The organism is Membranihabitans maritimus, assembly GCF_021729145.1.
Taxonomy (GTDB): domain Bacteria; phylum Bacteroidota; class Bacteroidia; order Chitinophagales; family Saprospiraceae; genus Membranihabitans; species Membranihabitans maritimus.
In genome coordinates, this window is record NZ_JAJSLW010000003.1 from 208,587 (window position 1) to 234,075 (window position 25,489).

Annotated in this window: 18 protein-coding genes; 1 reads left to right on the forward strand and 17 read right to left on the reverse strand. The window is 39.9% G+C overall.

The annotated features are described in order from the left end of the window. Nucleotides 1-59: 59 nt before the first annotated feature. From LVD47_RS04790 to recR, 15 genes are all read right to left on the reverse strand, one after another. Nucleotides 60-2,399 carry a dienelactone hydrolase family protein gene (locus LVD47_RS04790; RefSeq protein ID WP_236974410.1) on the reverse strand — a complete coding sequence of 780 codons (2,340 nt, stop codon included), beginning with the start codon at nucleotides 2,397-2,399 and terminating at the stop codon, nucleotides 60-62. Nucleotides 2,400-2,589: 190 nt separating this feature from the next. Continuing rightward, a complete protein-coding gene (locus tag LVD47_RS04795; protein WP_236974411.1) occupies nucleotides 2,590-3,057 on the reverse strand; it encodes a hypothetical protein in 468 nt (155 codons plus the stop codon). A gap of 3 nt (nucleotides 3,058-3,060) precedes the next feature. Further along, entirely contained in the window at nucleotides 3,061-4,905 is a 1,845-nt protein-coding gene (locus tag LVD47_RS04800) for a hypothetical protein (RefSeq protein WP_236974412.1), read from the reverse strand. Between the two features lie 11 nt (nucleotides 4,906-4,916). After that, complete coding sequence (locus tag LVD47_RS04805) at nucleotides 4,917-7,994, reverse strand: DUF7133 domain-containing protein (protein ID WP_236974413.1); 3,078 nt, start codon at nucleotides 7,992-7,994, stop codon at nucleotides 4,917-4,919. A gap of 18 nt (nucleotides 7,995-8,012) precedes the next feature. Continuing rightward, nucleotides 8,013-9,578, reverse strand: a complete 1,566-nt coding sequence (locus tag LVD47_RS04810; RefSeq protein ID WP_236974414.1) for a hypothetical protein — start codon at nucleotides 9,576-9,578, stop codon at nucleotides 8,013-8,015. A 106-nt stretch (nucleotides 9,579-9,684) separates the two neighbouring features. Then, nucleotides 9,685-11,313, reverse strand: coding sequence for a RagB/SusD family nutrient uptake outer membrane protein (locus LVD47_RS04815; RefSeq protein ID WP_236974415.1), 1,629 nt, complete (start codon nucleotides 11,311-11,313; stop codon nucleotides 9,685-9,687). Between the two features lie 12 nt (nucleotides 11,314-11,325). Further along, on the reverse strand, nucleotides 11,326-14,670 hold the full coding sequence (locus LVD47_RS04820; RefSeq protein WP_236974416.1) for a SusC/RagA family TonB-linked outer membrane protein: 3,345 nt from the start codon (nucleotides 14,668-14,670) through the stop codon (nucleotides 11,326-11,328). A gap of 291 nt (nucleotides 14,671-14,961) precedes the next feature. Next, on the reverse strand, nucleotides 14,962-15,993 hold the full coding sequence (locus LVD47_RS04825; protein ID WP_236974417.1) for a FecR family protein: 1,032 nt from the start codon (nucleotides 15,991-15,993) through the stop codon (nucleotides 14,962-14,964). Nucleotides 15,994-16,198: 205 nt separating this feature from the next. After that, nucleotides 16,199-16,753 (reverse strand): RNA polymerase sigma factor, encoded by a 555-nt coding sequence (locus LVD47_RS04830; RefSeq protein ID WP_236974418.1) that lies wholly within the window; start codon nucleotides 16,751-16,753, stop codon nucleotides 16,199-16,201. Nucleotides 16,754-17,366: 613 nt separating this feature from the next. Continuing rightward, a complete protein-coding gene (locus LVD47_RS04835) occupies nucleotides 17,367-18,089 on the reverse strand; it encodes an LOG family protein (RefSeq protein ID WP_236974419.1) in 723 nt (240 codons plus the stop codon). Nucleotides 18,090-18,103: 14 nt separating this feature from the next. Continuing rightward, on the reverse strand, nucleotides 18,104-18,316 hold the full coding sequence (locus LVD47_RS04840) for a hypothetical protein (protein ID WP_236974420.1): 213 nt from the start codon (nucleotides 18,314-18,316) through the stop codon (nucleotides 18,104-18,106). A gap of 369 nt (nucleotides 18,317-18,685) precedes the next feature. Further along, the gene (locus LVD47_RS04845) at nucleotides 18,686-19,954 is read right to left on the reverse strand and encodes a sigma-54-dependent transcriptional regulator (protein ID WP_236974421.1); all 1,269 of its coding nucleotides are present in this window, start codon (nucleotides 19,952-19,954) and stop codon (nucleotides 18,686-18,688) included. Nucleotides 19,955-20,191: 237 nt separating this feature from the next. After that, on the reverse strand, nucleotides 20,192-21,385 hold the full coding sequence (locus tag LVD47_RS04850; RefSeq protein WP_236974422.1) for a M20 metallopeptidase family protein: 1,194 nt from the start codon (nucleotides 21,383-21,385) through the stop codon (nucleotides 20,192-20,194). Between the two features lie 91 nt (nucleotides 21,386-21,476). After that, entirely contained in the window at nucleotides 21,477-22,739 is a 1,263-nt protein-coding gene (locus tag LVD47_RS04855; RefSeq protein ID WP_236974423.1) for a glycosyltransferase family 2 protein, read from the reverse strand. A 2-nt stretch (nucleotides 22,740-22,741) separates the two neighbouring features. After that, a complete protein-coding gene (gene recR / locus LVD47_RS04860) occupies nucleotides 22,742-23,362 on the reverse strand; it encodes a recombination mediator RecR (protein WP_236974424.1) in 621 nt (206 codons plus the stop codon). 106 nt (nucleotides 23,363-23,468) lie between these two features. On the opposite strand from recR, the gene LVD47_RS04865 reads away from it, so the two are divergent. Next, nucleotides 23,469-24,728, forward strand: a complete 1,260-nt coding sequence (locus tag LVD47_RS04865) for a pyruvate dehydrogenase complex dihydrolipoamide acetyltransferase (protein ID WP_236974425.1) — start codon at nucleotides 23,469-23,471, stop codon at nucleotides 24,726-24,728. Between the two features lie 152 nt (nucleotides 24,729-24,880). Here LVD47_RS04865 and rpmA read toward each other — a convergent pair whose 3' ends face one another. Together rpmA and rplU are read right to left on the reverse strand one after the other, a co-directional pair. Continuing rightward, a complete protein-coding gene (gene rpmA, locus LVD47_RS04870) occupies nucleotides 24,881-25,129 on the reverse strand; it encodes a 50S ribosomal protein L27 (RefSeq protein ID WP_236974426.1) in 249 nt (82 codons plus the stop codon). Between the two features lie 18 nt (nucleotides 25,130-25,147). Then, entirely contained in the window at nucleotides 25,148-25,453 is a 306-nt protein-coding gene (rplU, locus tag LVD47_RS04875) for a 50S ribosomal protein L21 (RefSeq protein ID WP_236974427.1), read from the reverse strand. Nucleotides 25,454-25,489 lie beyond the last annotated feature (36 nt).

Here is a 25,489-nt window from a genome sequence, read left to right on the forward strand (position 1 = left end):
TCAGCTTCAGACTTTCGAGATTTTTGACAAAAATATGACCCACCGACTGGGGGTGAGGTTTAGTCTATTCGGCCAAAATGTTGTCTAATAAATTCGAAAGTACCTTTAGCATTTATCTCATGTACGCCATTAAAGTATTCGATTGATGTATTGACAGGAATATTCAATTCATCGTAAAGCCGCCTGACTTTTGCATATTCAAAAGCTACCCATTCATCAATGCCCACCCCATCACGATGTCCCCGTTCCACCATAAATGGCCGCGGGGCTATAAGCGCTGCCATCTCGCCGTAATTAAAGGTACTCCCAAGATTAAAATCAAACATTTCATATTCCGGAACAAATATATAGCTGTTTGGCCAGTCGGTCGTAGCGTTTTTCCAGATCCATTCGTTAAAATCCCCGGAGCAAACGGACAGACTATATCCTTCTACAAGGGCCGGAACCCTGACCGCGACCTTACCTCCCCAGGAAAGCCCATAGAATCCTATTCTTTCGGCATCCACCCAGGGTTGCATCATCAACCATCGGAGCAGCGTTTCATGTTGATTTAAAATAATAGAAAATACAGATAATCCAAGGGGATTCGCTTTTCGTTGTATGTCCCGGTACGGATGTCCGCCACGCCACGGGAAATGGGGTGCAAATACAATATAACCCTCTTCCACCAATTGGGTGGCAAAGGCCTTGTAAGTAGTGCTGTTTGGGTCCATCACCACTTCCGGAAGGCCGCTTCCACCATGTTGAGCCACGATCACAGGCCGCTTTTCGCCTTCTTTCAAATTCTTTGGAATGAGCAGGTATCCCCACATCATGACGCCCGGCAGCACATCCAATGTAACCTCGTACCCCGCCCAGTCGTCTTCGTTGAATATTTGCCTGGAATGCGGGTTGAGAGGAAGCTGACTCGCAGGAATACGACCAATTACATCGTTCCATAATTTATCCCGGAAACCATCCATATTTTCCTTCCATTGAGTAGGATTGGTAACCGTCGTCTTATCCCAAAAAAACGTATCCCGTACATGCCGGGATTTATGGATGAGTTGCTGCGTATACTGTTCCAGTTGGAGAACCTGGCGAAGTTGCCTTTCCCGGAAATTAAAATCGGTCAAATGAACTTTGGGAATGGTGCCATTTGGAGTTATACCCCGGATATCCGTTCCCAATGCATTCAGAAATGCGAGCAAACTTTTTTGGCTCACGGGACCGGTAGTTTTTCCGTTATCGTGAGTAAATCGAATGGATTCGCTGTATTTACCTAATAATTCTCTGGCTCTGGTCACTTCCTGAATCAGGTCTTCAAATGATGGGGTCATTATTTTGCCCGGGGCTGCAGATTCAGTAGTCCTCGTTCCGCCCTTGCTTTTCCTGGGAGGTGGAGGGCCTGTAATTACCGGCGATTCCGCATATTCGACAATCAACTTTCGGGGAGCAATTAACCGGGTAATTTCCGCATCACCAAATTCATGTAGCAATCCAAACACATTGCGATAAATGGGCTCCTTCCACAAATCTTCACGCTTCCCGAAATATCCACTGATCAAGGCTGCATCGATGCGGGTATCGATTGCAGAACTGTATAAACCCAGCAACCCGCCTTCGCCCCAGCCCACTACTCCTATTGGAATTTCACGTTCACGGTTTTGTATTTCAAACCAATGGATCGCAGCTATTATTTTTTGCACTTCATACCCAATAATATGGCGACCGAAGGTATAGGACTGTCGGTATATCCATTCACGGTGAGGTTGGTTTGTGTGCCGAACTAATCGTTCATTACCGGACAGACTGTCAGTCCGGTCGACGATCGTAGGAATAACCACCTGGCATCCTGTCTCGGCCAGATGCCGGGCATATTGTAATTCAGCAGGAAGGCCGGGTACCAGCCCCACCAGAGATTCTGGAGTTTGATCAGCATCCGGAATGGCCACAATTCGTGCTTTCGGGTCATTCTTCGGCTGTAATAGAAGCCCTTCTCCATATACTTCCCCATATAAATGCCATCGGACAGCATAGGCAATAAAATAATGATTTTCAGCCACCTTAGCTGATACAGTAGTTGTAGACACATATTCCATATCAACATCCGGGTCTAGCGAGTCTGCAATACCTATAATGCTGGCAAAGGACTTCCTGTTTTCAGTGATGGAATTTTCAAAGGCTTGCTTGCCGGAAAAATCAACATCCCAGAATTCCTTACGATTCTCAAGTGAAGCCTCAATTTTCCGGTCAAAATAGTCATTGATACCCCGGAGCATTTTATCCGACATATTTGCCGTGTCTACCATCAGCTGAGTACCTTCCAGGCTGGAATTCCCGTTTTCCCAAAAGTGTGTTTGGGCCATAGAAAAGCTGCTTAGAAAACCAAACAATATTATCAAAGTAATTTTATTCATTTAATTAAAGTGTTATTGCGAACTATAATCACCAATCATATATTCTGTTATATATTCCAGGTCAAGTAAACATACTGAAGCTCCCTTGTTTACTTTTCCAAAATGAAAAAATAATAAATGTTTGATTAGGCACTACCCCATCAACAAAATAACATTCTTGAAACCAATATTTTGCAAAAACATTTCAGGACTATCTTTTTAATAAGTCATCTAAAAACTTATACGTGCCGTCTTCATTAATCTCATGTTTTCCAACAAAAAATTCTTTTCGCAGTTTCTGCAAATTTCCTGTTAATGCATAGTGTTTGCGGACTTTACCGAATTCATAATTAATCCACTCCACGCTACCGATCCCATCAAAATACCCATACTCCACCATAAAACCCCTCGGGGCAATCAATGCCGCCATTTCCGCATAGTTGAATGTTTGTCCAAGATTCCATTCTGAGATCTCATATTCTTTGGTAAAAACATAGCTGTACTTCAATTCAGTAGACACGTTCTTACGAACCCATTCATTAAAGTCCCCACTGCAAATGGACAAAGCATACTCTTCTAAAACCGCAGGAATACGCATAGCACTTTTTCCCCCATACGATAACCCGTAAAAACCTATTTTATCCGGGTCTGTAAAGTCAAGTCCCTGGAGCCATTCCAAAATTCATTGATGCTGTCCTATAATTATCGAAAATAAAGAATATCCCAGGGGGTTGGCCATACGTTGCAATATCCGGAAATCATCTTCACCCCGATAAGGGTTGTGTGGAGCAAAAGTCACGTATCCGCGTTCTGCCAATTTCGTTGCAAACCCCTTATAAGTCTGAAATTTATCGAAATTTGGATCCGTATTTACCACATCCGAAGGCAATCCTTCCAGGCCGTGCTGACAAACTACGACAGGAAGCTGTTCCCCTTCCTTTATATCCATTGGCACTGTCAACAAACCCCATGCAAACACCTCCGGCCATACTGGTAATATCACTTCATAACGTCGCCAGACTTTATTGGATTCTATCAGGCGGGCGCGTATTTCCAGCGGTTCTGTCGGATCCGGTAGGCGTCCCAGTGTCGACCACAAATTTTCCCGCAACGCTGCTTTTGCACCCCTTAGGTCCATCCCTTCCTTTTGATTCAACCGTTCCCAGAAATACCCTTCCCGGATACGTTCACAAGTATCCAATACCCCTTGGTAATATGATTCCATATTGCGCACCATTCGTCTTTGACGATCTTTGGCAGAAACCCAGTTCCCGGGTACATATGTATCTATTTTACCGTCCCACAATTGTTCTTCTAAATCCAATCCTGATAAAAACCGATCTATTGCCTTTTTCGAAAAAGCCTTCTCATCGCCCTCTTCCATTGCATTCACCAACTCAACTTGACCTTCACTACCTGCACACCACCGTAAAGCTCTTTGGAATTCTGACTCAACTTCCGTTAAATCCGGTGTCCGAATAGTTCCGGGTGCTGCTCCTCTGCGGCCATCACGGACCGCAGGAGGACCTGAAACCTCCGGAAATAAACAATGTTCTATTGTTAAATAATCAGGCATATGCAAGGCCGCAACTTCAGCATCTCCCATTTCCCTGAAAATTCCGAATGTATTCCGATAAATCGGTTCCTGATAAGTATCAGACCTGTTTTCAAAATATCCGCTTACCAAAGTCGATTTCACACGGTCGTCAATTGCACCCGCATATAATGCCAAAAGTCCTCCCTCTCCATAACCCGCGATCCCGATCGGAATTTCAGAATCACTCTCCGAATTCTTCTTTTGATACCAATCCACCGCACTTAATATCTTTTGGACCTCTTCTCCTATAATGTGACGCCCCAATTCATAACTCTGCCTGTACAACCACTCTCTGTGCGGTTGATTCGTATACCTCCCTAATATTTCACTTCCTGAAAATTGGTCCGAACGATCTATTAACACGGGGATCAATACTTCAATACCCGATTTGGCCATACGGTAGCCTAGCCCTTTGAAATTCCCGGGGCCTTCTTCCATTCCTGCCAATAACTCCGGAATCATGTCTGCATCCGGGATCAACACTACACGTGCCTTAATTTTCCCCTCCGGACGTAAATACAAACCTTCTGAAATCATCCCACCATACACATTCCAACGAACCGATTGTATAATTACTCCTCCGAAAGTCGTTGAATAGGGTGAAAGCATATAGTTTTCCATTCCCTCCATAGCAGGAATCTGGCGATCAACCGTAATCCCTAATCTTTCCTTCAAAAATTCGCGCTGATCCGCTTTAAAAGACTCCCAATTACCGACATCCTCCCGAGCCCTTTCCCATTTTCTCTTCCTTTCTTTAACGTCATTTTTTATCTTTTCACGTAAAAAACTATTTATTCCCGATACCATCTTCACAGACCAATCCCCTTCTTCTTCCAACACCTCGCATTCGAAAGGGAACTCTGCGTTTTCCTGCCCCTGGCACAAATAGAAATTAATAAGAACCAACAAAATGCTGCAAAAAGATCTCATCGAAAGAAAGTTTAATTTTTCATAATATACGCAAATAAATCTCTGACTTCCTGATCACTGAGACTGCCTAACAACCCCTCAGGCATCAGTGATTGGCCCTGGGCTTCCATCGTTTCGATTTCATTCATGGAAAACGGAATTTCTTCCCCACCATAAGGACGCAATGTAATTCCATTCTCACTTCGTGAAGTCAAAAACCCCGACAACACTCTTCCATCACGAGTCTTTACTTTATAGGTAACATAACCTTCCCTTATATCTGCACTGGGATCCACTACCTGTACTAATAAATAATTAAGGTTCTGGCGATCATACCCTGTCAATTCAGGTCCGATATCACCCCCTTCATCAAATAATTTATGGCATGTACCACACAAACCACGATATACCTCTGCTCCGGATAATACTTCTCCTTTGCCATTCCGGATAATATCCGCCAATTCGTGCATTCGTTTGGTTTTCTCCTCTGATGTAGTTTCTTTCACCTCCGGCCAGATTGAATATATCCTCGCATTGACCTCTTTATCTTCCAACAACTGCATTCGGTGAACCCATTCGATAGGTACATCTTCTTTGTGAACCACCATTGTTGTCTGGATCTCGTCCAGTAAAGCCTTTGACCACTCAACTCTGCTAACTAATAAACTTAATGCTGCCAAACGCAGTTCTTTATCTTCTCTCAAAATCCGAGGATAGGCTCCCAGTACCTTTTCTCCAATCTCTACCTTGTCGTATCGCTGCAGTGCACTCAATGCCTTGATTTTTACGGCCTTGGATTCTTTCAATACAGGCCTGCCAATAATTCCCAGCAATACCGGGACTGCCGAGTCATACTCCCCGGCCCCTAAAATATCAATGTATGATATTCGCTCTTCAAGATTACCCCCCGAATCTTCTACAATTTTCAAGGCTTCTTCCAGCGCCTCTTTATCTCCTTTTCTCAGGGCCATCGCCCATTCTCCTTCACCAGAAGTCCGGAATGGTGAAATAGCGCGAACCAGGTCTTCCGGTAATTCCGAAAAGTCTTTTCCACGAAGCCCCTCCTGTAATCCCTTTAATAATAATTCTCCGGATCGCTCTTCCGATACTAGTTCAAACAAAGCTCTGGCAGTATTATACGCGTCCACGCCACCTACAAGGATATACCTCTGCATCAGTCGATCCAATAATACATCCTCCACAACCGGGCGGTTCCAAATCTCTTTTCCCCGGAACATCTTTACTATCTCTCCATCGGACACCCCTACCTTCGATTCCAAAGCCCACCATATTTGCATCGGAATATCCGGATCCCCAGAATCATCGTACCCTTCCAACAAATTCCGTAATACTGGTAATGCAATTTCCCCCGGTAATCGCTTCGCTGATGCTGCCAACTGGCTTCGTACTTCAACATTAGGTTCATTCTCGCTCAAATCAATAATAGCCTCTCCCACAGCTTTTGACGCTTTTCTTTCATCGCCAACTAATCGAACGCTCCACATCCGCACGTATGGGTCCGAATGCAACAGAGCCTTTTGTATCATCTCGTCACTAAACTTCCCAATCAAATGGATTGCCCACAATGCTTCCAGGGCTGGTTGCCCGGTTTCATCTTCCAATATCCTTTTTAAGTCTTCATACATGGACTCATCCGACCGATCTCCAATTAGTTGTAGGGCTTTTTGTCGATACCACCTGTTATTATGGTATAACAATTCTACTAATTCTTCATTTGTATACTTACTTAGATCAAATTTTTCATTTTCATATTCAATATTCCTACTCTCCAGACTATAAATGCGGCCACTTGTTTTGTCCCAGGTATCCCGCGGGTCCACATGGGACAACCTGCTATCATACCAATCCGTAAAATAGACTTTCCCTTCCGGTCCTGCTTGTATGTCTATAGGACGAAACCACCGGTCCTCCGTGTCGACAATGATCTCTTCATCTATCGTCCGAAAAGATGAACCAGATGGAATTACCTTCGTCAGAACTAGATTTCCCTGCAACGGGTTCAATGCAATAAAATTCCCCTGATATCGCGAAGGTAATCCCCCCGATTCATATCGCAATAAAGAATGGGTAAACCGGACCTTCTCCCCTTCAAACGCCATATCTTCCAATTTACCAAATGCATACGGATTTGTCAGCGGGCCATGTTTGCCCCAACTTTTACCGTAGTACGCACCCTGTTTGAAATAAGGCCCTCTTCCCACTCCGTTGTACCCCGAATAAATTCGCCCTTTCGAATCCATTTCCAGGTTAAAAGTATTTCCACCTCCTTCTGCAAAAACCTCAAATATTTTCGCCGCAGGATGGTATCTCCATATCGCCTGGCCTTGAAATGCCACATTCTTCGATACTTCCGAGCTGATATTCGCCGTTGTCGTGCTGCCCTGAGCTCCGTATATCCAACCATCCGGCCCCCAACGCAGGCTGTTTGCCACCGCATGTGTATCTTCCAATCCAAATCCCTGAAGACAAACCTCCGGATCCCCGTTCGGCAAACCGTCTCCGTCTTCATCTGGATACGCCAATAAATACGGAGGGCTCAATACCCAGATCTTACCCCGTCCCAGCAATACACTCGTAGCTATATTCAGACCCGTTATCGCATCCGTTGACCGATCGTAACTGCCATCTCCGTCAGAATCTTCAAAAATCGTAATCTTATCCGCTCCGCGTACACCCTTAGGGGGAGCATCGGGTACCTTGTCAAATTGTAACCGTAAATGATTGTCCAGGCCTGTAATCTTCACCCCCTCCGGATACGGATATTGGTTGTATTGAACCACCCACATCCGCCCCCTGGAATCAAAACTGATTTCCAGTGGTTGATTCACCTCCGGCTCCGACAATACTCTCTTTATATCAATATCATTCGCTATCACAAAAGCGTCTATTGCCTCATCTGATGGAACCGGTTTTGATTCGTCCGTTAGTGCACCTCTGCCTTCAAAAGCCGCTAGTTTCTCAGCCACTTCTTCATTCTCTGCTATATCCGGGATTGTACTTGAATCATCCGCCTTTCGTTCTTCCTTGCATCCAGCCATAACAAATGAAAGTATTATGACTATCAATACAATTCGATCTTTTATTGCCATCTTTTTAGTATTTCACTTTTATAGATTACGTAATATTTCATTGACCCTTTGTTCAAAAATTTTTTGCCAACCCATTCCTAAAATACATTCACTATCCTCCTGGGCACCCCCTCTATTCTTCAATTGTTCATCTGTAGGCGCATAATATAAATACCCATTCGTATATGCAGCAACATAGGTATGCTCAAACGGAGATTGCTTTTTGATATTCAACCCTATTTCAACAGAAAGTTCTCCCGGAAATGTAACCAGTACAAAATTTCCAAGTTTTATTACATTTATTTCGGCTTCGTACCACTTATCTTGAGCAGATTCATAATTTTTCTGATGCTTCTTCAATAGTGAAAGATTGGCATTTACTACCGTTATCTCTTCCATGGCACTTATATTATCTTCATAATCCTCGACCAGAGCCTTGTTCTCCGAATCCATAATTGAAAACTCTTCCTTTCCCAACTTCTTTTCATGTAAATACAGGTGCGCATAGTACGATGGGTATTCTTCGTGCAAGTGGTACCTCAGATACAAGTCTAAGAAAGTCTTGAAATTTAAACTATTTCCTCGCAGGGACCGAATCAATTCTTCTTTTCTGGTTTCCAATGAATCGATCGTCCCGGACAGATCAGCCAAGGGTAGGCGTACAAAATCATTAACCACCTGAATAAGAGCCACATCTGAGACTTCAACTTCATTAATTTGTTCCAACACTCTGGATCCCAAAAGAACTCCCAGAGTCTCGGAATTACGCGGTGTACTTACATTCTTATATAATACGGGATTAATATCGCCTGCGCACCCCTGAAAAAAAAAGGCCATGGCACCCTCATCCAGCGTCTGCTCAACCAGTTCAGAGGCATAACCAGGATACCCCGTAGTATTATCCCTTCGTCCTCTGCTGGGAACACCTTGAATGGGGTGACATGAGTAATTGTATACCACAGCTAATATATCATCATCAAGGGTTTGTATACACATGATTCCGATTTCAGGATCAATCTTGCCTACATCTTCAACTGCGTCATCAGCAGGCATGGAATATGCATGGCGTATATCGCGTTCCTGTCCATTCTTTAGCTTAATTCTCCGATTGACCGATATCCGGTCTTCCTGGGCTTTATTGAATCCCAACGTTACCGGCTCAATATTTTCCGTGGCCCTGGCTACGGCAGATATTGTCTTTTCAATAACATCATCACTGGGAATCCCATGGCAATGGCTGGCATTAACAAAAACATTCCCGGGATCGATTTGAAAACGATCATTCAGTATTTTCCTTACGGTAGGTAGATAACCTTCTGGTATATGGCCAATTTCTTCTAAAGCCACCACATCAATAGTAATGAATACAATTCTTTTATCTGCATCCTCTAGCAACAAGGCCTTGACATAAAGAGAATCATTAGCTACCATTCCCTCCTCTAGATTTGTAATATTGGCCTTTCCTACTCCTGCACTTATCGTATTGGCCACTAAAGAACCCGAATAAAACAGGAGCCAACAAAAAACCGCAGTCATATATTGTTTAAAGGGAAATTGATGTAAAAAATTCCTTGTCCCAGCCGTTTTATCGTGTAAAATTTTCAAATTATTAAGTTTTAAATAATGAATACTACCATCTAATTTAAGCATGAATGTTTAGTAAGACCGCGGCATCCCACATCAACATAAAAACTATTGGCCAGCTACCGACTTAATTGTAACCGGGATTTTGGCTCAAATTTTGATTTACATCCAATTCAGAAATAGGAATCGGCCAATAATAATTATGGGGATAAAACCTTAAGTCTCCAATTATAATATGTCCGTCTTCATTGATATTATAAATTCCATCGTAATTATCAGGGTCGTTCGTTACCTTCATCCCGAGAATCTGACGGTCTACTTCTTCTTCAAGTAATTCCCATCTTCTCAAATCAAAATATCGAATTCCAGCTTCAAAAGCCAATTCTACAAATCGCTCCCTACGAACGATTTCTCTTAGTTCAGCTGGATTGGTCTCAGTAACCGGAGGCATGTTTACAGAATCCCGTTGTCTCACCTGATTTATAGTCATGTCTAATAAATCCTGATCGATCATATTTCCCGCTTCCAATTCTGCCTCCAACCGACTAAGTAAAACTTCTGCATATCTCATGTGGGGATAATCAGCACCATAATATTGCCTGTTTCCTTCGAATTCCCTGTCCCAAAACTTCTGTAGTATATATCCCGTGATATTGGCCCCGGTCTGACCAATCCGGGCTATAGTTGCGGGATCCCCCTGAAATACTTCACCAAACACTTCAGAATACCCTGTCAATAAAACGCTGGCATACAACCGGGGATCTCGGTTTTCAAACGGGTGAGTCGGGTCATATAAATTCGACTCTTCGATGGACTTTCCGTCAGTCATTAAAAATTCATCAATAAAATGTTGAAAAACATTACACGCATTGAATCCACCATATAAAGAACTTCTAATGGTATGTTGGGACATTGCTTCGCCAAATTCATTCTCCATATACTTATTGACAAAGATGAATTCTCTATTTACTTCCCCTTCATCTTCAAAGAGTTGTTTGAACCGAGGATCAATCTCATATCTTCCCGATTCCATAATCTGCTGAAAAGCATCAGCTGCTTCCGACCACCGTTTTTCCGCCATCAAAACGCGTCCCATTAAAGTCAAAGCTGCTCCTTTTTCGATTCTTCCGTCTTCCGAATCCTCTCTTTCCCAGGGTAATTGATTTATTATGGTATTCAATTCTTCCAGGATAAAAGTTTTTATTCCCTCCGCAGAAGACTGGGCTATGGAATTAGCCTCTTCAAAGGTCAGCGAATGGTCGGCTAGGGGAACATTTCCAAATGTCTGACTTAACCAAAAATAACTATATGCCCGCAAAAAACGAACCTCAGCAATCATTTGATTTTTTTCAGATTCATCCATGTCCACATTGTCTATATTCTCCAAAAAATAATTGGCCCGGCTAACATGAACAAACAGTTTTCGCCACATAGTGGTTAAAGAACCGTGTGTCGGCTCAATTTCTACATCACGGGACCAGGCAAAAGTTCTCCAGCTTGCATAGCCAGCATAAGCGGACATCCAAATCATGGATTTATCCAGGTTATTAATTCGTTCTCCCCATCGCTCTGTATAGGTATTATACACCCCCATTAATGCCCGGTGGGCATCATCTTTCGTCTCCCAAAATATGGCTTCGCTTATTTCATCTTTGGGATTTTCACTGAGAAACTCATTACTGCAACCCATAAGAGAAATTCCAAAAATAAATACCAAATAAGAAAATTGAAAACGTATATATTTTACTTTATTCATTGTAAGCTTATTTTAAAATTGAAGGTTAATTCCCAAACTCCACACTCTTGTAATCGGATAATAATTCACGGCTTGTCCACCTCGGGTTTCCATTTCAGGATCCCAACCAGGATAATAATTATTCAGGCTGAATAGATTTTCACCGTGAAGATAGATCCGGAAGTGGTCAATATTACTGTTTTCCAAAAACCGGTTCAGAAGATTGTATCCAAATTGTACATTTTTCAATCTTAGAAAGCTACCATCCCGTGTCCAGTAATCAAGATTGACTTCCCAGGGTGCCGAATGCCCCGAAGCTTCCAACCGGGGATATTCCGCATTGCGATCCGGATTATCTGCAGTCCACCTATTATCAACGTGCCATTGCTGTATATTCCCAAAATTATTAAATGCCTGTTCATCTCCCTGGATTAATGTCTGATAACCTCCCAGGCCCTGTAACTGAACAAAAAAATCAAAGCCTCTAAAGTCCCCTGATATTCCCATACCATAATTATATTTAGGGAATTGATTACCTATAATTTTCCGATCGTATTCTGAATTTATATTTCCATCGGGCACACCATTAGGTCCGCTTATATCCTTAAATCGTGGAAAGCCCGGTTTAGCTACATAATTTTGGGTCGCATAACTTTCTATATCTGCTTGATCCAGGAAAAGACCATCTGTCTCATACCCGTATATTGAGGCCAACGATTCACCTACAAACAAGCCTTTGGCGATATCCCTTTCCACCCCGGCTAGAGATAATACTTTATTTTGATTGATTGAAAAATTGGGTTGAATCTTAAAGTTAAAATCCCCTATTGAATGGCGATATCCCAATTCAAACTCTACACCTTTGTTTTCAACTTCTCCTGCATTTTGTTCCCCTACCGACATACCCAAAACCTGGGATACAGAGAGTTGATAGAGAATATTGTCGGTCCTTTTATAATAATAATCTGCATTAAAACTGAATTTACCTTTGAAGAAATCAATGTCGATTCCTCCATTAGTAATTTTAGTAGTTTCCCAGGTAATTCCTTCAAATGGCAAGTTGGTAAGTTGAACCCCCGGAAAAATGCTTTCTGAAACACCTAACGGATATACAGACCCAAGACTCAACGTCTTCTGATATGGGTAAATTCCAATTTGCTGGTTTCCTAAAATACCGTAAGAAGCCCGGATTTTAAAATCATCTATCCAGGGCACCTGAAAGAAAGACTCCTCAGATAAACGCCATCCGGCTGAGAAAGAAGGAAAAAATCCATACCGGTTATTTTCTTCAAATCTAGAAGAACCGTCAAATCTCAAATTTCCTTCAAATAGATACTTATCTTGTATATTATATGTGGCCCTTCCAAAATACGATACAAGTTTCCAGGTAGTCGCATTTTCTGAATTATTATCATTTTCAGTGGAACCTGCATCCAAAACATACAATTGCGTACTTGGGAAATTGTCCCGATAACCTCCGATACTTTCATAATTATTAGTAATAACGGAAAAGCCTGCTAATACATTAAAGTAATGACTACCGATCGATTGGTCAAAATGCAATACCGATTCGTACATTAATTCATTACTATTAGAGTAGCCAATTTCTGATTGGGTCGGTCCAAAAGACCAACCGGGAGCCGCCACAAATTCAGCTCCGAATAAACGGTTTTTTCTATTAGCCCACTGATAGCTTACCCTGTTATTGAATTTCAAGGAACTTAAAATATCCCACTCAAGGGAAATATTTGTATTAAAATTGGTATTGCGGGTTTCTCCGAAAGACTTGCTATCCAAATGAGCTTCTGCTACTGGATGTCCCTGAATAATTCCATAGGTACCATCAGATTTTTTGCCTGCTACACTTGCATTATAATGATTAGCAGCCTGGATGACACCTGACATATCCACAGTGCGGGCGCCATCTGTCGCAATCCCTGCCGGACGTTCATTTAAAGACTGGTACCCGAAAAGTTTTATATTGAGATTTAAATTATCTTTTAATCGACTATTTACATTCAGTTGCAAATCATACCGGTCATATTCGTTCCTTCGCACTAAACCATTTTGCTTCAAATACCCAGCAGAAAACAAATAAACAGCCTCCTCAGTACCACCCCGAAAAGTCAAATTATGCTTAGTTTGCAAACCATTCCCGGAATTAAACAAATCTTCCAAGTGACTCTTATTCGGATAATCATCCGGTGAATCACCACTTTTAAATTTTTCAATTTCTTCCTGAGTATAGACGATACTCTGCCCTTCATTGGCCCTTGATTCATTAATCATCTCTGCATATAACCATGAATCCACATAATTGGGAAGTTCAGTAGCCTCCTGTTTACCTATATACGAATCATAGCTTATTTGTAATTCTCCCTTTTTCCCTTCCTTGGTAGTGATTAAGATGACTCCGTTGGCCGCACGAGCGCCATAAATAGCGGCAGAGGCTGCATCTTTAAGAACAGAAATACTTTCTATATTATTTGGATTCACTGAATTAATGGAACTGGGTACGCCATCCACCAGGACCAAGGGCTCCGTACCTGCACCGCTAAATGTTCCTAAACCACGAATTTTTAATGATGCCTGGTCCCCTCCCGGTTCACCAGATCCCTGAGTTACCGTGAGCCCGCTAGCCGCTCCCTGTAACAACTGAGATGTCTGAGATACAGTTCTTTTACTAAGTTGTTCACCACTAACGGAAGTAACCGCTCCCGTCAAATTTACTTTCTTCTGCGTACCATATCCTACGACGACCACTTCATCCAAAGTCTGTGAATCCTCCAGTAATGTAATTGTTAAATTACTTTTTCCGGTTATAGGAACTTCTTGCGTTTGATAACCTATATAAGATACTACTATTACAGCATTGTCGTCAACGTCCTCAAGGATAAAGTTACCTTCGAAATCCGTAGCAGTTCCTTTATCAGTACCCTTTACCAATACATTTACACCAATCAAAGGTTCGCCCGACTGATCTACTATTTTTCCTTTTATGATTTCCTGTGGCTCAAACCTGTTCGTCCTTTGTAACAAAGAAACGACTTTGACATTATTACTCCTTTGCCTTTGAACAGGATTTAAATATACCACAATATTCCCATTAATCTGTTTATATATCAGATTAGTCCCCAATAGTGCCTGGTCTAAAACAGCTTTTACAGTTTTCACAGAACGGGAAATCGAAAATCGATATTGATCCTTTGCTATGTATTGCCCGTAGACGAACTTTAGAGATGTTTGTTGTTCTATTTTTTGAAATAGGTCTTCGAGTGATGCATCTTTCATTTCTACCGTTATAGTAATGGATTCCAGGTCCTGACTATGAACATTGTCGGCAGTCAATAATTGGATCCCTCCAACCAAGAGTATCATATAGATTAAGCTCACCCTCATCAAAAACCTCCTTTTCCGATAGAAATCGGAATTCTTTGTAAAGATTTCGTACATTTGTTAATGTTTTTAATTGTTTTACCAAATAGCATTTAAAAATTTTCCCAAACCGCAATTTGGGAGTAAACCATCCAGGGCCGCAATCCATGGATGGTTTTTTTTTACCCGCTATACCTTTTACTTAAGCGGGTGAACCGACGAGATAAAAATGTGGTCGGATCATTAGTTTATGAACTTTTGAAGACTATGCAAATCAAAAGCTTCACATTTTTTTTATTTACATCCAATACCTCCCATAATTACTATTTTATTATTAAAAATTTCATACTCAGCATTCATGGCAAGACTAATAACTGAAATGACATGTTCGACATTTTCATTATTAAGAAATGCTCCGTTTACTAAACAATTTCTCAACTCGTCATTTTGAATTTCAATGGCTACACCGAACCGACTACTAATACGTAATGCCGCTTCCTTCATAGTCACTTTATCCAAAACAAAAAAATCGTCTTTCCAATCAATTGATTTTTCTGCATCCAAATTCTGCTTTCGAAACTCATGCGTCTCCGTATTAACAACTATTTGTTCATCAGGAACTAATTCTTCATATACTTTTTCGTCATCACCAACTGAAACTTTACCACGTGTTACAGTAACTTGCATTTCAGTTTCTTCTGGCCATGCCTTGACATTAAAAGCTGTTCCGAGAACACGTGTCTCTAAATTCCCGGCTTTTACTATAAAAGGAGCCTCAGGATTATGTAAAACATCAAAATATGCTTCTCCCGACAAATAAACTTCCCTAAGTTCAATTCCAAAACCCCCAGTGTATTTTAATTGACTTCCTTCATTTAAAAATACCGTACTACCATCAGGTAACTGGACAAATTGCTTACCTTCAAAAATCTTTTCCTGCAGAGATTCTATAGCAACATCACGACCGGTCACATCCGATACGCTTTTTTTCGTTCCCCAAAATGTAATGAATACTAGCAATAATCCAACAGCTGCTACGGCCGTTATCCAGTAAATACTGCGGTGGCTCTTTTCTGTATCTACTTTTGCATTATCAGTCCCAACTTCGGTGGGAATCCGACTTTGTATCAATTCCAACTCAGCTTTAGCATCTTCATGAGAAGTCTTATCATTATCAAAATAATCCCGAAGAAGATACTCCCATGATTCACCAATTTGATCATCGTAAATGCCACTCTCTATCATTTGCATCAATTCCCCGGTCTCGTCTTCATCAGCCAGATCGTTTTGAAAGAGATGTAATAATTCTTTAAATCGGTTATCCATTAAATTTTATTCCTGTTATATCAATGCCGGTATTAAAAACTAATTCTCCCACGACACTTTATATCAATTAACCTATCCCATAAATTAAAATAGCTGCAAAATAACAGCCTTATACTTATAAGAGTGTATTTCAAGAACTATAGGGTCAGTCTAAAATCAAAAAATATTAAATTATTTTTTTGACGTACAATAAGAAGTATGATATTCAGACATTTTCAGATATACGTTCCCTTACAAATCTGTTAGCAGCAATCATATGCTTTTTTACAGTCACAGTAGAAATATTAAGTTCGTCAGAAATCGCCTTATACGTCAGACCTTCAATCTTTGCGAGTTGATATACCTTTTTTTGTTGTGGGGGTAGCAATAAAATAGCTTCAGAAAGTAATTTTTCGAGTCCGATCTTATTAATATATAATTCGGTGCTATTTTCACTCCTTTGAATCCTATAGGACCATTCTTCCTGTGCCAACCTCTCCTGGGCTATTTTCTTTAATTGCCGAATAGCAAGGTTTTTACTAATGATGGTAATATAAGCCTTAAAATTTTCAACTTTTTGAAATTTAGTACGATCAGTCCAAATTTTAGTAAAAATTTCTTGCACTAAATCACTACCTCTTCGTTTATTTTTAAAAAATCGAACAGCAGTTTTATAAATTACCGGGCTATATCGAAAATAAATTTCTTCAAAGGCAGATCTGTCATCCTTTGCAAGAAGTTCAATTAGCTCACGATCTGAAAAATCCCTTAAATCAGACATATCCTGAAATGATTTACAGATCTAAAGTTAATAAAAAATTAATTTTAATTCAATGAGGAAAACTTAGAATGAATAAAAAAAGCATCTTTTGTGTGCCCGCATGATATAGTTTTACCATTGTTTTCAAGAGCAATAACTCAAAACATATTTCCGCTGTAAACCACTAAAATACATGTAAAACATTTCTGGTCAGGTAGTAATCAAGATCTGATTATATCCTATAATTTTAATATTTTTTGAACTCTTAGAGTACGTTTAAAATATTTAGGAACAAACCAAACATTTGTTCACCTAATTATTTTAAGGTATGTAAATAAATACTTTTTTATTTTAATTCCTACGTTAATCCTTAGGATTAGAACTTTGGAAATGTTCAACTGAGGTCACACCGAAGTCCTTCGCCTTGCTCGGCAAGTATTTGAGTACTTTTTTTAGGTCTTGTGAAAAAACCGCTGAGATTTCACAGAGATGTGGAAACCGTAGAGGTGCACAGATAATTTATTGAATTTAGAAAACCACTTCCTTCACAAGTACTGCAATCAGCAAGGTATAGTCACTATAGAAGCATTTGGCTTTCCAGCCCAACTTCTGGAACTGCTCATCCAGTTTCTACCTAGAGTTCATAATTCGGTTCGTATTGTCCTCCTTTTTCCTCATCGTAAAACTTCGCAATTATATTAATCACTTCCGAAGTATCATCTGTAATTGGCAATAAATCCAAATCCTCTTCATTTATATTGTTTTCCATTTCAAACATGGAAGTTCGTAACCAGTCTTTAAGTCCTTGCCAGTATTCCGAACCGAATAATACGATAGGAATCTTCGAAATTTTTCCGGTCTGTGTAAGTGTCAATACTTCAAAGAGTTCATCCATAGTACCGAATCCACCTGGCAATACAACAAAAGCCTGCGCATACTTGACAAACATTACTTTTCTGACAAAGAAATACCGGTGGCTCAAATTCTTGTCAATATCTATATACTTGTTGTGACCCGCCTCGAAGGGAAGTTCTATATTCAATCCCACAGAGGTACCTTTACCCATGTAAGCACCTTTATTGCCGGCTTCCATTATGCCGGGACCACCTCCCGTAATCACCCCAAATCCTTCCTGTACTAATTTGCGGGCAATTTCCGTAGCTGCTTCGTAATATTTATTATCAGGCTTGGTTCGAGCTGATCCAAAAATGGAAACACAAGGCCCTATAGCATTAAGCGTTTCAAAGCCATCCACTATTTCTGCAATAACTTTAAATAAAGTCCAGGAGTTCTCACCTTTTATCGTGCGCCACTGCTTACGGGATTTCTGCAGTGGTAGTCCATTACTGTCCGTCATACTCTACGCTTTCTTCAATTAAATCCATTAGTTAAACGTCTTTTGATCCATTTTATTCCCAGACATCTGACAACATAATTTACCAACATAGAGAGATTCTTATCTCCCGGCTTTTTAGATAAAATACTGATACTAAATATCCGTTTTACCAACTTCCTTATATCCTCTTTCTTTAAGTCGGTTACCTTAAGTCCAGGTCCCCTGTCGACATCCAATCTCCAATTCATTCTTTAAAGGTTACGAAAATGGTATCATTTCGATCAATCAATTTACCTACAAGCATTACTTCTTTATAGATTTCTTTAAGACTAATTGTATAGTTGAAAAAATCGACCTGTTTGAATACTAATTCATAAACTTCGAAAAAATCATACTCTGCAAAATTGGCTATTTTTTTTTGATTTCTTCTTTGCGTTTCATTATTTACTGGCCTATGTATTGAGGAGCAATTAATTCATAGTAAATGTTACCATTGATAAGAATTTGTCTCAATCCGGTATTGACGTTCATTATCATTTCCCAATGATTCGCATAAAAAAGTACAGGATCTAATAATTCGATCACATTTGTTGCCAGGGACTTCAAAAACAATTTATTTACACTTCATTTTGTTTCCGGTACAAACGATCCAGATAGTCCTTGGCTTCTTCTAAAGATGAAAATTTATTAATAAAGTCCTTTATTCCCGGCTTGCTATACACATCAGGATGGACATACTTCTCAACAAATTCTGCTGTTACATCTTCCCTACTTAAGATTATTAGTCGTTCAACTACATTCCTTAGTTCCCTAATATTCCCCGTCCAATTGTGCTGTTGTAGCAGTTGCACAGCTTGTTTCGTAAATTTTTTAGCCGGGTATCCATTATCCGAGCATATTTTTGTAGCGAAATACTGAACGAGTTCGGGAATATCTTCCCTCCTGTCATTCAGTGATGGAACTTTTATATTAATTACCTGTAACCGATGAAAAAGATCTTCTCTGAATTGACCATTTCTTATCTCCTTTCGCAAGTCCTTGTTGGTAGCAGCCAGTACTCTTACATCTACCGCAATCATTTTGTCACCACCTACTCGCATAATCATCTTTTCCTCTAATGCCCGAAGTACTTTTGCCTGAGCTGACAAACTCATATCCCCTACTTCATCGAGAAAAATTGTTCCTTCATTCGCTTGTTCAAATTTACCGATTCTCTGTTTGAAAGCAGAAGTAAATGAACCTTTTTCATGACCAAATAATTCACTTTCGATTAACTCTGCAGGAATTGCCGCACAGTTAACAGCTACCAAAGGTTTTTTATTCCGAGTACTTTTTTCATGGATCCAGGAAGCAACTAATTCCTTGCCAGTGCCATTGTCTCCAGTAATCAACACTCTGGCATCAGTAGGAGCTACCATTTCAATCATCTGTTTAACATGGTCCAATGATTTGGATTTCCCAATCATAGGTTGATTTGACCAGGTGGTTACTTTACGTTGCAAATCCTTCTTTTCATGGACCAGGGAAGCTTTGTCGAGGGCATTTCGTACTGTAATCAACAATCGATTGAGGTCAGGTGGCTTTGAAATAAAATCAAAAGCCCCCTTCTTTACGGCCTCCACCGCATTATCTATATTGGCATGACCGCTAATCATTATTACCGGAAGATCTGGCTTAATTTCCTGGAGTCTTTCCAACGCTTCCATTCCATCTACATTTGGCATTTTGATATCCATCAAGACTACATCGTATTGCTTTTTCTTTATTTTTGCCAAACAATCCATTCCGTCCTTTGCTTCATCAACCTCAAACTTTTCAAAGGACAAAATATCCTTAAGGGTCCTGCGAATTGCAGACTCATCATCAACTATCAGTACTCTAGCCATAAGTGTAAAAATTTAAGCCAACTATATATTATGAATTTATTTAATATGTCAAATTAAACGATTTTGGCTGTAATTTCCAAGTAATCCTATAATAATTTTGACTTGGCTGGCGGACAAATCGTGTTAAATTAAAGTATTGGATTAATCCAAGCACAATTAACAAACTGATAATCAATGGAATACATCACTACCTAGAAGCTAAAAAATGCAAGTAGATACCCTATAAGATTTGAAGTATTAGGACTTAAGTTCTTCAATAGCCATATATGCCATCAAACCAGAACTAATGTCAAAACAATCTTCGTCCACATCAAATGTTGGGGAATGCAACTGAGATTGTATTCCTTTCGATACATTTCCTACGCCCAATCGATAGAAGCAGGATTTTGCCTCTCTGGTATAGTACGCAAAATCTTCAGCAGTCATTTGAATAGGCAGTTCAACTACATTATCACCGCCTAAAAAGTCTATTGCAAGAGCTTTCAGTCGTTCCGTCGTTTCCGGATCATTAAACAGGTAGGGATACCCTTTTTTAATCTCTACTTCTACTTCAGCCCCCAAAGCTCTTGCAGTATACATGGCCGTATCCTTGATCAATTTATGGGCCTGGGCCCTCCATTTTTCATCCATGGCCCTGAAAGTACCTTCCACATAGACCTTTTCGGGTATCACATTCGTGGAACCCCCATCTGATGCAATTTTTCCGAATGTAAGGACAGTAGGTTTTGCGGGATTCGCCCTACGACTAATAATTTGTTGCATCGCAACAAGAATATGAGAGGTTGCAAGGGTCGTATCAATACAGTCATGTGGAAGTGCTCCGTGCCCACCCTTTCCTTTTACATGTAAAAACAACTCATCCGTAGAAGCCATATACATACCACTTTTGAAACCTACTTTACCTACTTCCAGGGGAGGATGAACATGCTGTCCCACAACTATATCCGGCTTAGGATTTTGTAGCACTCCATCTTTAATCATTAAGGAAGCACCCCCTGGTAATCTTTCTTCCGCCGGCTGAAAAATCAATTTTACCGTGCCATTGATTTCTGCTTTGTTTTCCATTAATATTTTAGCTACTCCTAAAAGAGAAGTGGTATGCACATCATGGCCACAAGCATGCATAACGCCTTTTACCTTAGAAGCATATGGCTTATTGGTTTTTTCTTCAATAGGAAGGGCATCCATATCTGCCCGCAACGCAACTGTCTTCCCAGAATCGCGGCCTTCAATATGAGCAACTATTCCGTATCCTCCTATATTGGATTTATATGGAATCCCCAAATCATCCAGCTTTCCAGCAACGAATTTGGAAGTTTCTTTTTCCTGAAAAGATAACTCCGGATGTTGGTGAAGATATCTTCTAGTTGCTATCAAATCGTTTTTAATAGTTTTATTTAAAGCAGATATATTTGCACTAATATTACTCATAATTCTAATTTGTATTAATTGTTTTCAATCGTTGTTTACTTTAATTATAAATGTGACTACATTGTATTTCCCGATCAATTTCTTAATCATCCTAACAAGGACCATGATCCTTGCTTTTGGAAATACTTTCTTGAATCCGATATGATTGCCCCTGGCTGTCCCTTTCAACCGAAGACAAAATATAGCCTTTTCTTAGGTCTGAAAGCCAAAATATGGGGTCTTCACCCGTTTTCTTCATAATTTTTATTATTTGAGAAAAACTCAGGCTATTCGTATCCAAGATCACCGTATATCCTTTTTCATTCCAAAGAAAAGGAATAATATATCTCAAGGCAATTATGTCGGAGATTTTCTCATTTGAATCATCCACTCTTTGCAGATCCTGAAACAAGAACTGCCTCTTTAATAGATTAAGATGCTCTTCCGTATCTGATAGTAACAGGGTTTTCCCAAATTGAGGTGATTTTTCTACAACCTTATAATTGCTTGTGTTTTTTTCAGTCACTTTATTCCAGTACCGTTTAATTCTTAGTATGGTATTTACAGCACCTAACAAAAAAGTCGATTCTAAATTCCCATAGAGTTCACCCCTGTATTTTTCAATAAAAAGTTTCATAGAAGAAAAGAAGGTATCGGTATATTCCACCAAACTCTTTTTTGTACTTTCCCCTTTAAAATGAACGGCCTTTAGTGCCCCATTATACCATATCTTATATCCCAATTTTTTAATCCTATAACTAAGGTCTATATCTTCAGCATACATAAAAAAACGTGGATCAAATCCATTCAATGTATACAGAATATGTTTCCTTATCAACATAAATGCACCAGGCAGGACTTCAATTTCCCCTATCTCTTCGTATTCAATTTCCGGTGCATAATATCCGTTGAAAAAAGATATTTGCGGAAATCGGTCAGATAGCCCTGAAAACTTGCAAATAGAGGACCATAATGTAGGTATGGATCTCTTTGATTCTCTCAATATTCCTCCTGTCCCATCGATTAGACATACTCCCAACGCTCCTGCATCTTCTCTTCGATTCAAAAAATCAATACTTTGAACAAGCATATCCTCCGGAATAATTGTATCGGGATTTATAAATAAAATAAATTTTCCTTGAGCTGCCTCTAATCCCTGATTACACGCTACACCAAACCCCACATTCGTTGAATTCAACATCAGTTTCACGTCCGGATAATTCATTTTCAAATACTCAACAGAACCGTCTTCCGAACAATTATCAACAACGATAATCTCACCTGACAACAATCGAACCGACCGAATCAATGAATCCAGACACAGACTCAAATAATCCCGGACATTATAACTGACAACAATTACCGAAATATCCATACTTAGCCTTCTCCATTGAAAATATTTTGAACGGGTAATCGAGAGTGTATAGCTCTTCCAAGTGTAAATTCATCAGCATATTCGAGCTCACCACCAAATGATACTCCCCTGGCAATTGCGCTAATTTTCACATTATCCCTAAACTGTCTCGATAGATAAAATAAGGTTGTATCACCTTCGATTGTTGAACTAATGGCCATTATCAATTCATTAATTCCTTCTTCTTCGACTCGGGTCATCAAGGATGAGATATTCAATTCTTCGGGGCCAATACCATCTATGGGAGAAATCAATCCACCTAAAATATGATATTTTCCCTGATATTGTCCCGTCTCCTCAATCGCAATTAGATCCTTAACAGATTCTACTATACACAAAACTCCAGTATCACGTTTAGGGTCAATACATATCTCACAAATATCATTGTCAGAAAAATTGCCACAATGCTTACAAAATTTAAGATCACTTTTCACACTTTCAAGGGCTTTTACAAAGTCTGGAATCATTTCATAACGATTATTGGCCAGATGCATTGAAAGACGTAAAGCAGATTTTTTGCCTATACCCGGTAATTTTCCTAAAACTTCAGTAAGTTTCTCTAAACTATTCGGTAATCTGTTCATTTTCCAAAAATAACATTTTCTTTATGCTATTCATTGAAAAAACTTTTATAATTGTTTACTTATATTTGTAGCTTGTATATCATAAATTGAAATAATAACAAAAAATATGGCAGAAGTAATTCGAATGCCGAGGATGAGTGACACCATGGAAGAAGGTGTCATCGTAGGATGGCTAAAACAAGAAGGAGATACGATTGAACCCGGAGATGTATTGGCAGAAGTAGAGACAGACAAAGCAACCATGGAACTGGAAAGTTATCAGGAAGGTACACTCCTGTATATCGGTGTAAAAGAAGGGCCGGTACCTGTTGACTCTGTCGTAGCTATCATCGGAGAGGAAGGCGAAGATTACAAACCTCTACTCGAAAAAGTAGAAAATGAAGGAAAATCTTCCGAAAACGAGAAAGAAGAAAAAGAGGAAGAAAAAGAACCTACTGAGTCATCAAAAGCCCAGGAAGAATCGACTTCCCAAGAAAAACAGAATACTACTGCTGACACCTCAGGAGATGATCGCTTAAAAGCTTCTCCTCTGGCCAAGAGGATTGCCTCTGATAAAGGTATTGACCTTCAACAAATTCAAGGATCGGGAGATGGAGGTAGAATTATTAAAAAAGACGTAGAAGCAGCTGCACAATCTGGTCAGGGGATAAAATCCGTTACAGCACCAGCAATGGCAATTCCATCCGGAGAAGATGAGACAGTTACAGTATCCCAAATGCGCAAAGCAATAGCTCGTAGATTAGGAGAGAGTAAATATAGTGCACCGCATTTCTACCTTACGGCAGAACTGGATATGGATAAAGCTGTAGAAGCCCGAAAAATGATCAATGAGGGTGAAGAAGTCCGTATTTCTTTCAATGATATGGTAATTAAGGCCGTTGCCATTGCTCTTCGCAAACATCCCTATGTTAATGGTTCATGGAACGGCGACAAAATGACTTTGCACGGAGACGTGAATATTGGTGTCGCTGTAGCTGTAGATGAAGGATTGCTAGTTCCTGTAGTTAACAATGCTGACTATAAATCTCTCTCTCAGATAAAAGCGGAAGTAAAGGAATTAGCAGGAAAAGCCCGCAATAAAAAACTCAAACCCGATGAAATGGAGGGCAGTACTTTTACTGTGTCCAACCTTGGCATGTTCGGAATTGACGAATTTACAGGAATTATTAACCCACCTAATTCATGTATTTTAGCAGTAGGGGCAATTAATAAAAAACCAGTTGTCAAAGACGATCAAATTGTTGTAGGAAATACTATGAAAATAACATTATCCTGTGATCATAGAATAGTAGACGGTGCCGTAGGAGCTCAATTTTTACAAACGTTGAGATCTTATCTTGAAAACCCTATGAAATTACTTCTTTGATCAGCCAATAGAAAATAAATTTTTACAGGCTTTGTGGGATTCTATCACAAAGCCTTTTTTTATATAAAACTCATTCAAAACATATAAATAAAAAAAGGCAATATTCTCCGAAGAAAATACTGCCTTTCCGCTTTTGAAAATTCTTTATACAACTACAAGACGTGAACGAACGTCCTGTCTTGTTTTCCTTTTTTAAAGGTAACTGTTCCATCAGATAATGCAAACAAGGTATGATCTCTTCCCATTCCTACGTTATTACCTGCATGAAATTTTGTTCCTCTTTGGCGAACAATAATATTCCCGGCAATGGCAGCCTGGCCACCAAATAATTTCACACCTAATCTTTTACTGTTACTATCGCGACCATTATCCGTACTACCTACACCTTTCTTATGTGCCATGGTTCAAATATTTTTTAGTTATGCAATTTTGTCAATTTTCAATCGGGTCAATTGCTGACGATGTCCGTTTTTACGGCGATAACCCTTTCTTCGCTTTTTCTTAAAAACAATTACTTTATCGTCTTTCAAATGTTCCAGGACCGTAGCAGAAACATTTACATCAAGCTGGGGGGCACCCACAGCTACATCTCCATCCTGACTGGTAAGAAGCACATCTTCGAAGGTAACTTCATCGCCTTCTTTGGCATCCAAACGGTGGACATACAACTCCTGGCCTTCCGTCACTTTAAATTGCTTACCCGCTATCGATACTACAGCAAACATATTATTTGAATTAAAATTGATTAATTTATTATTGGG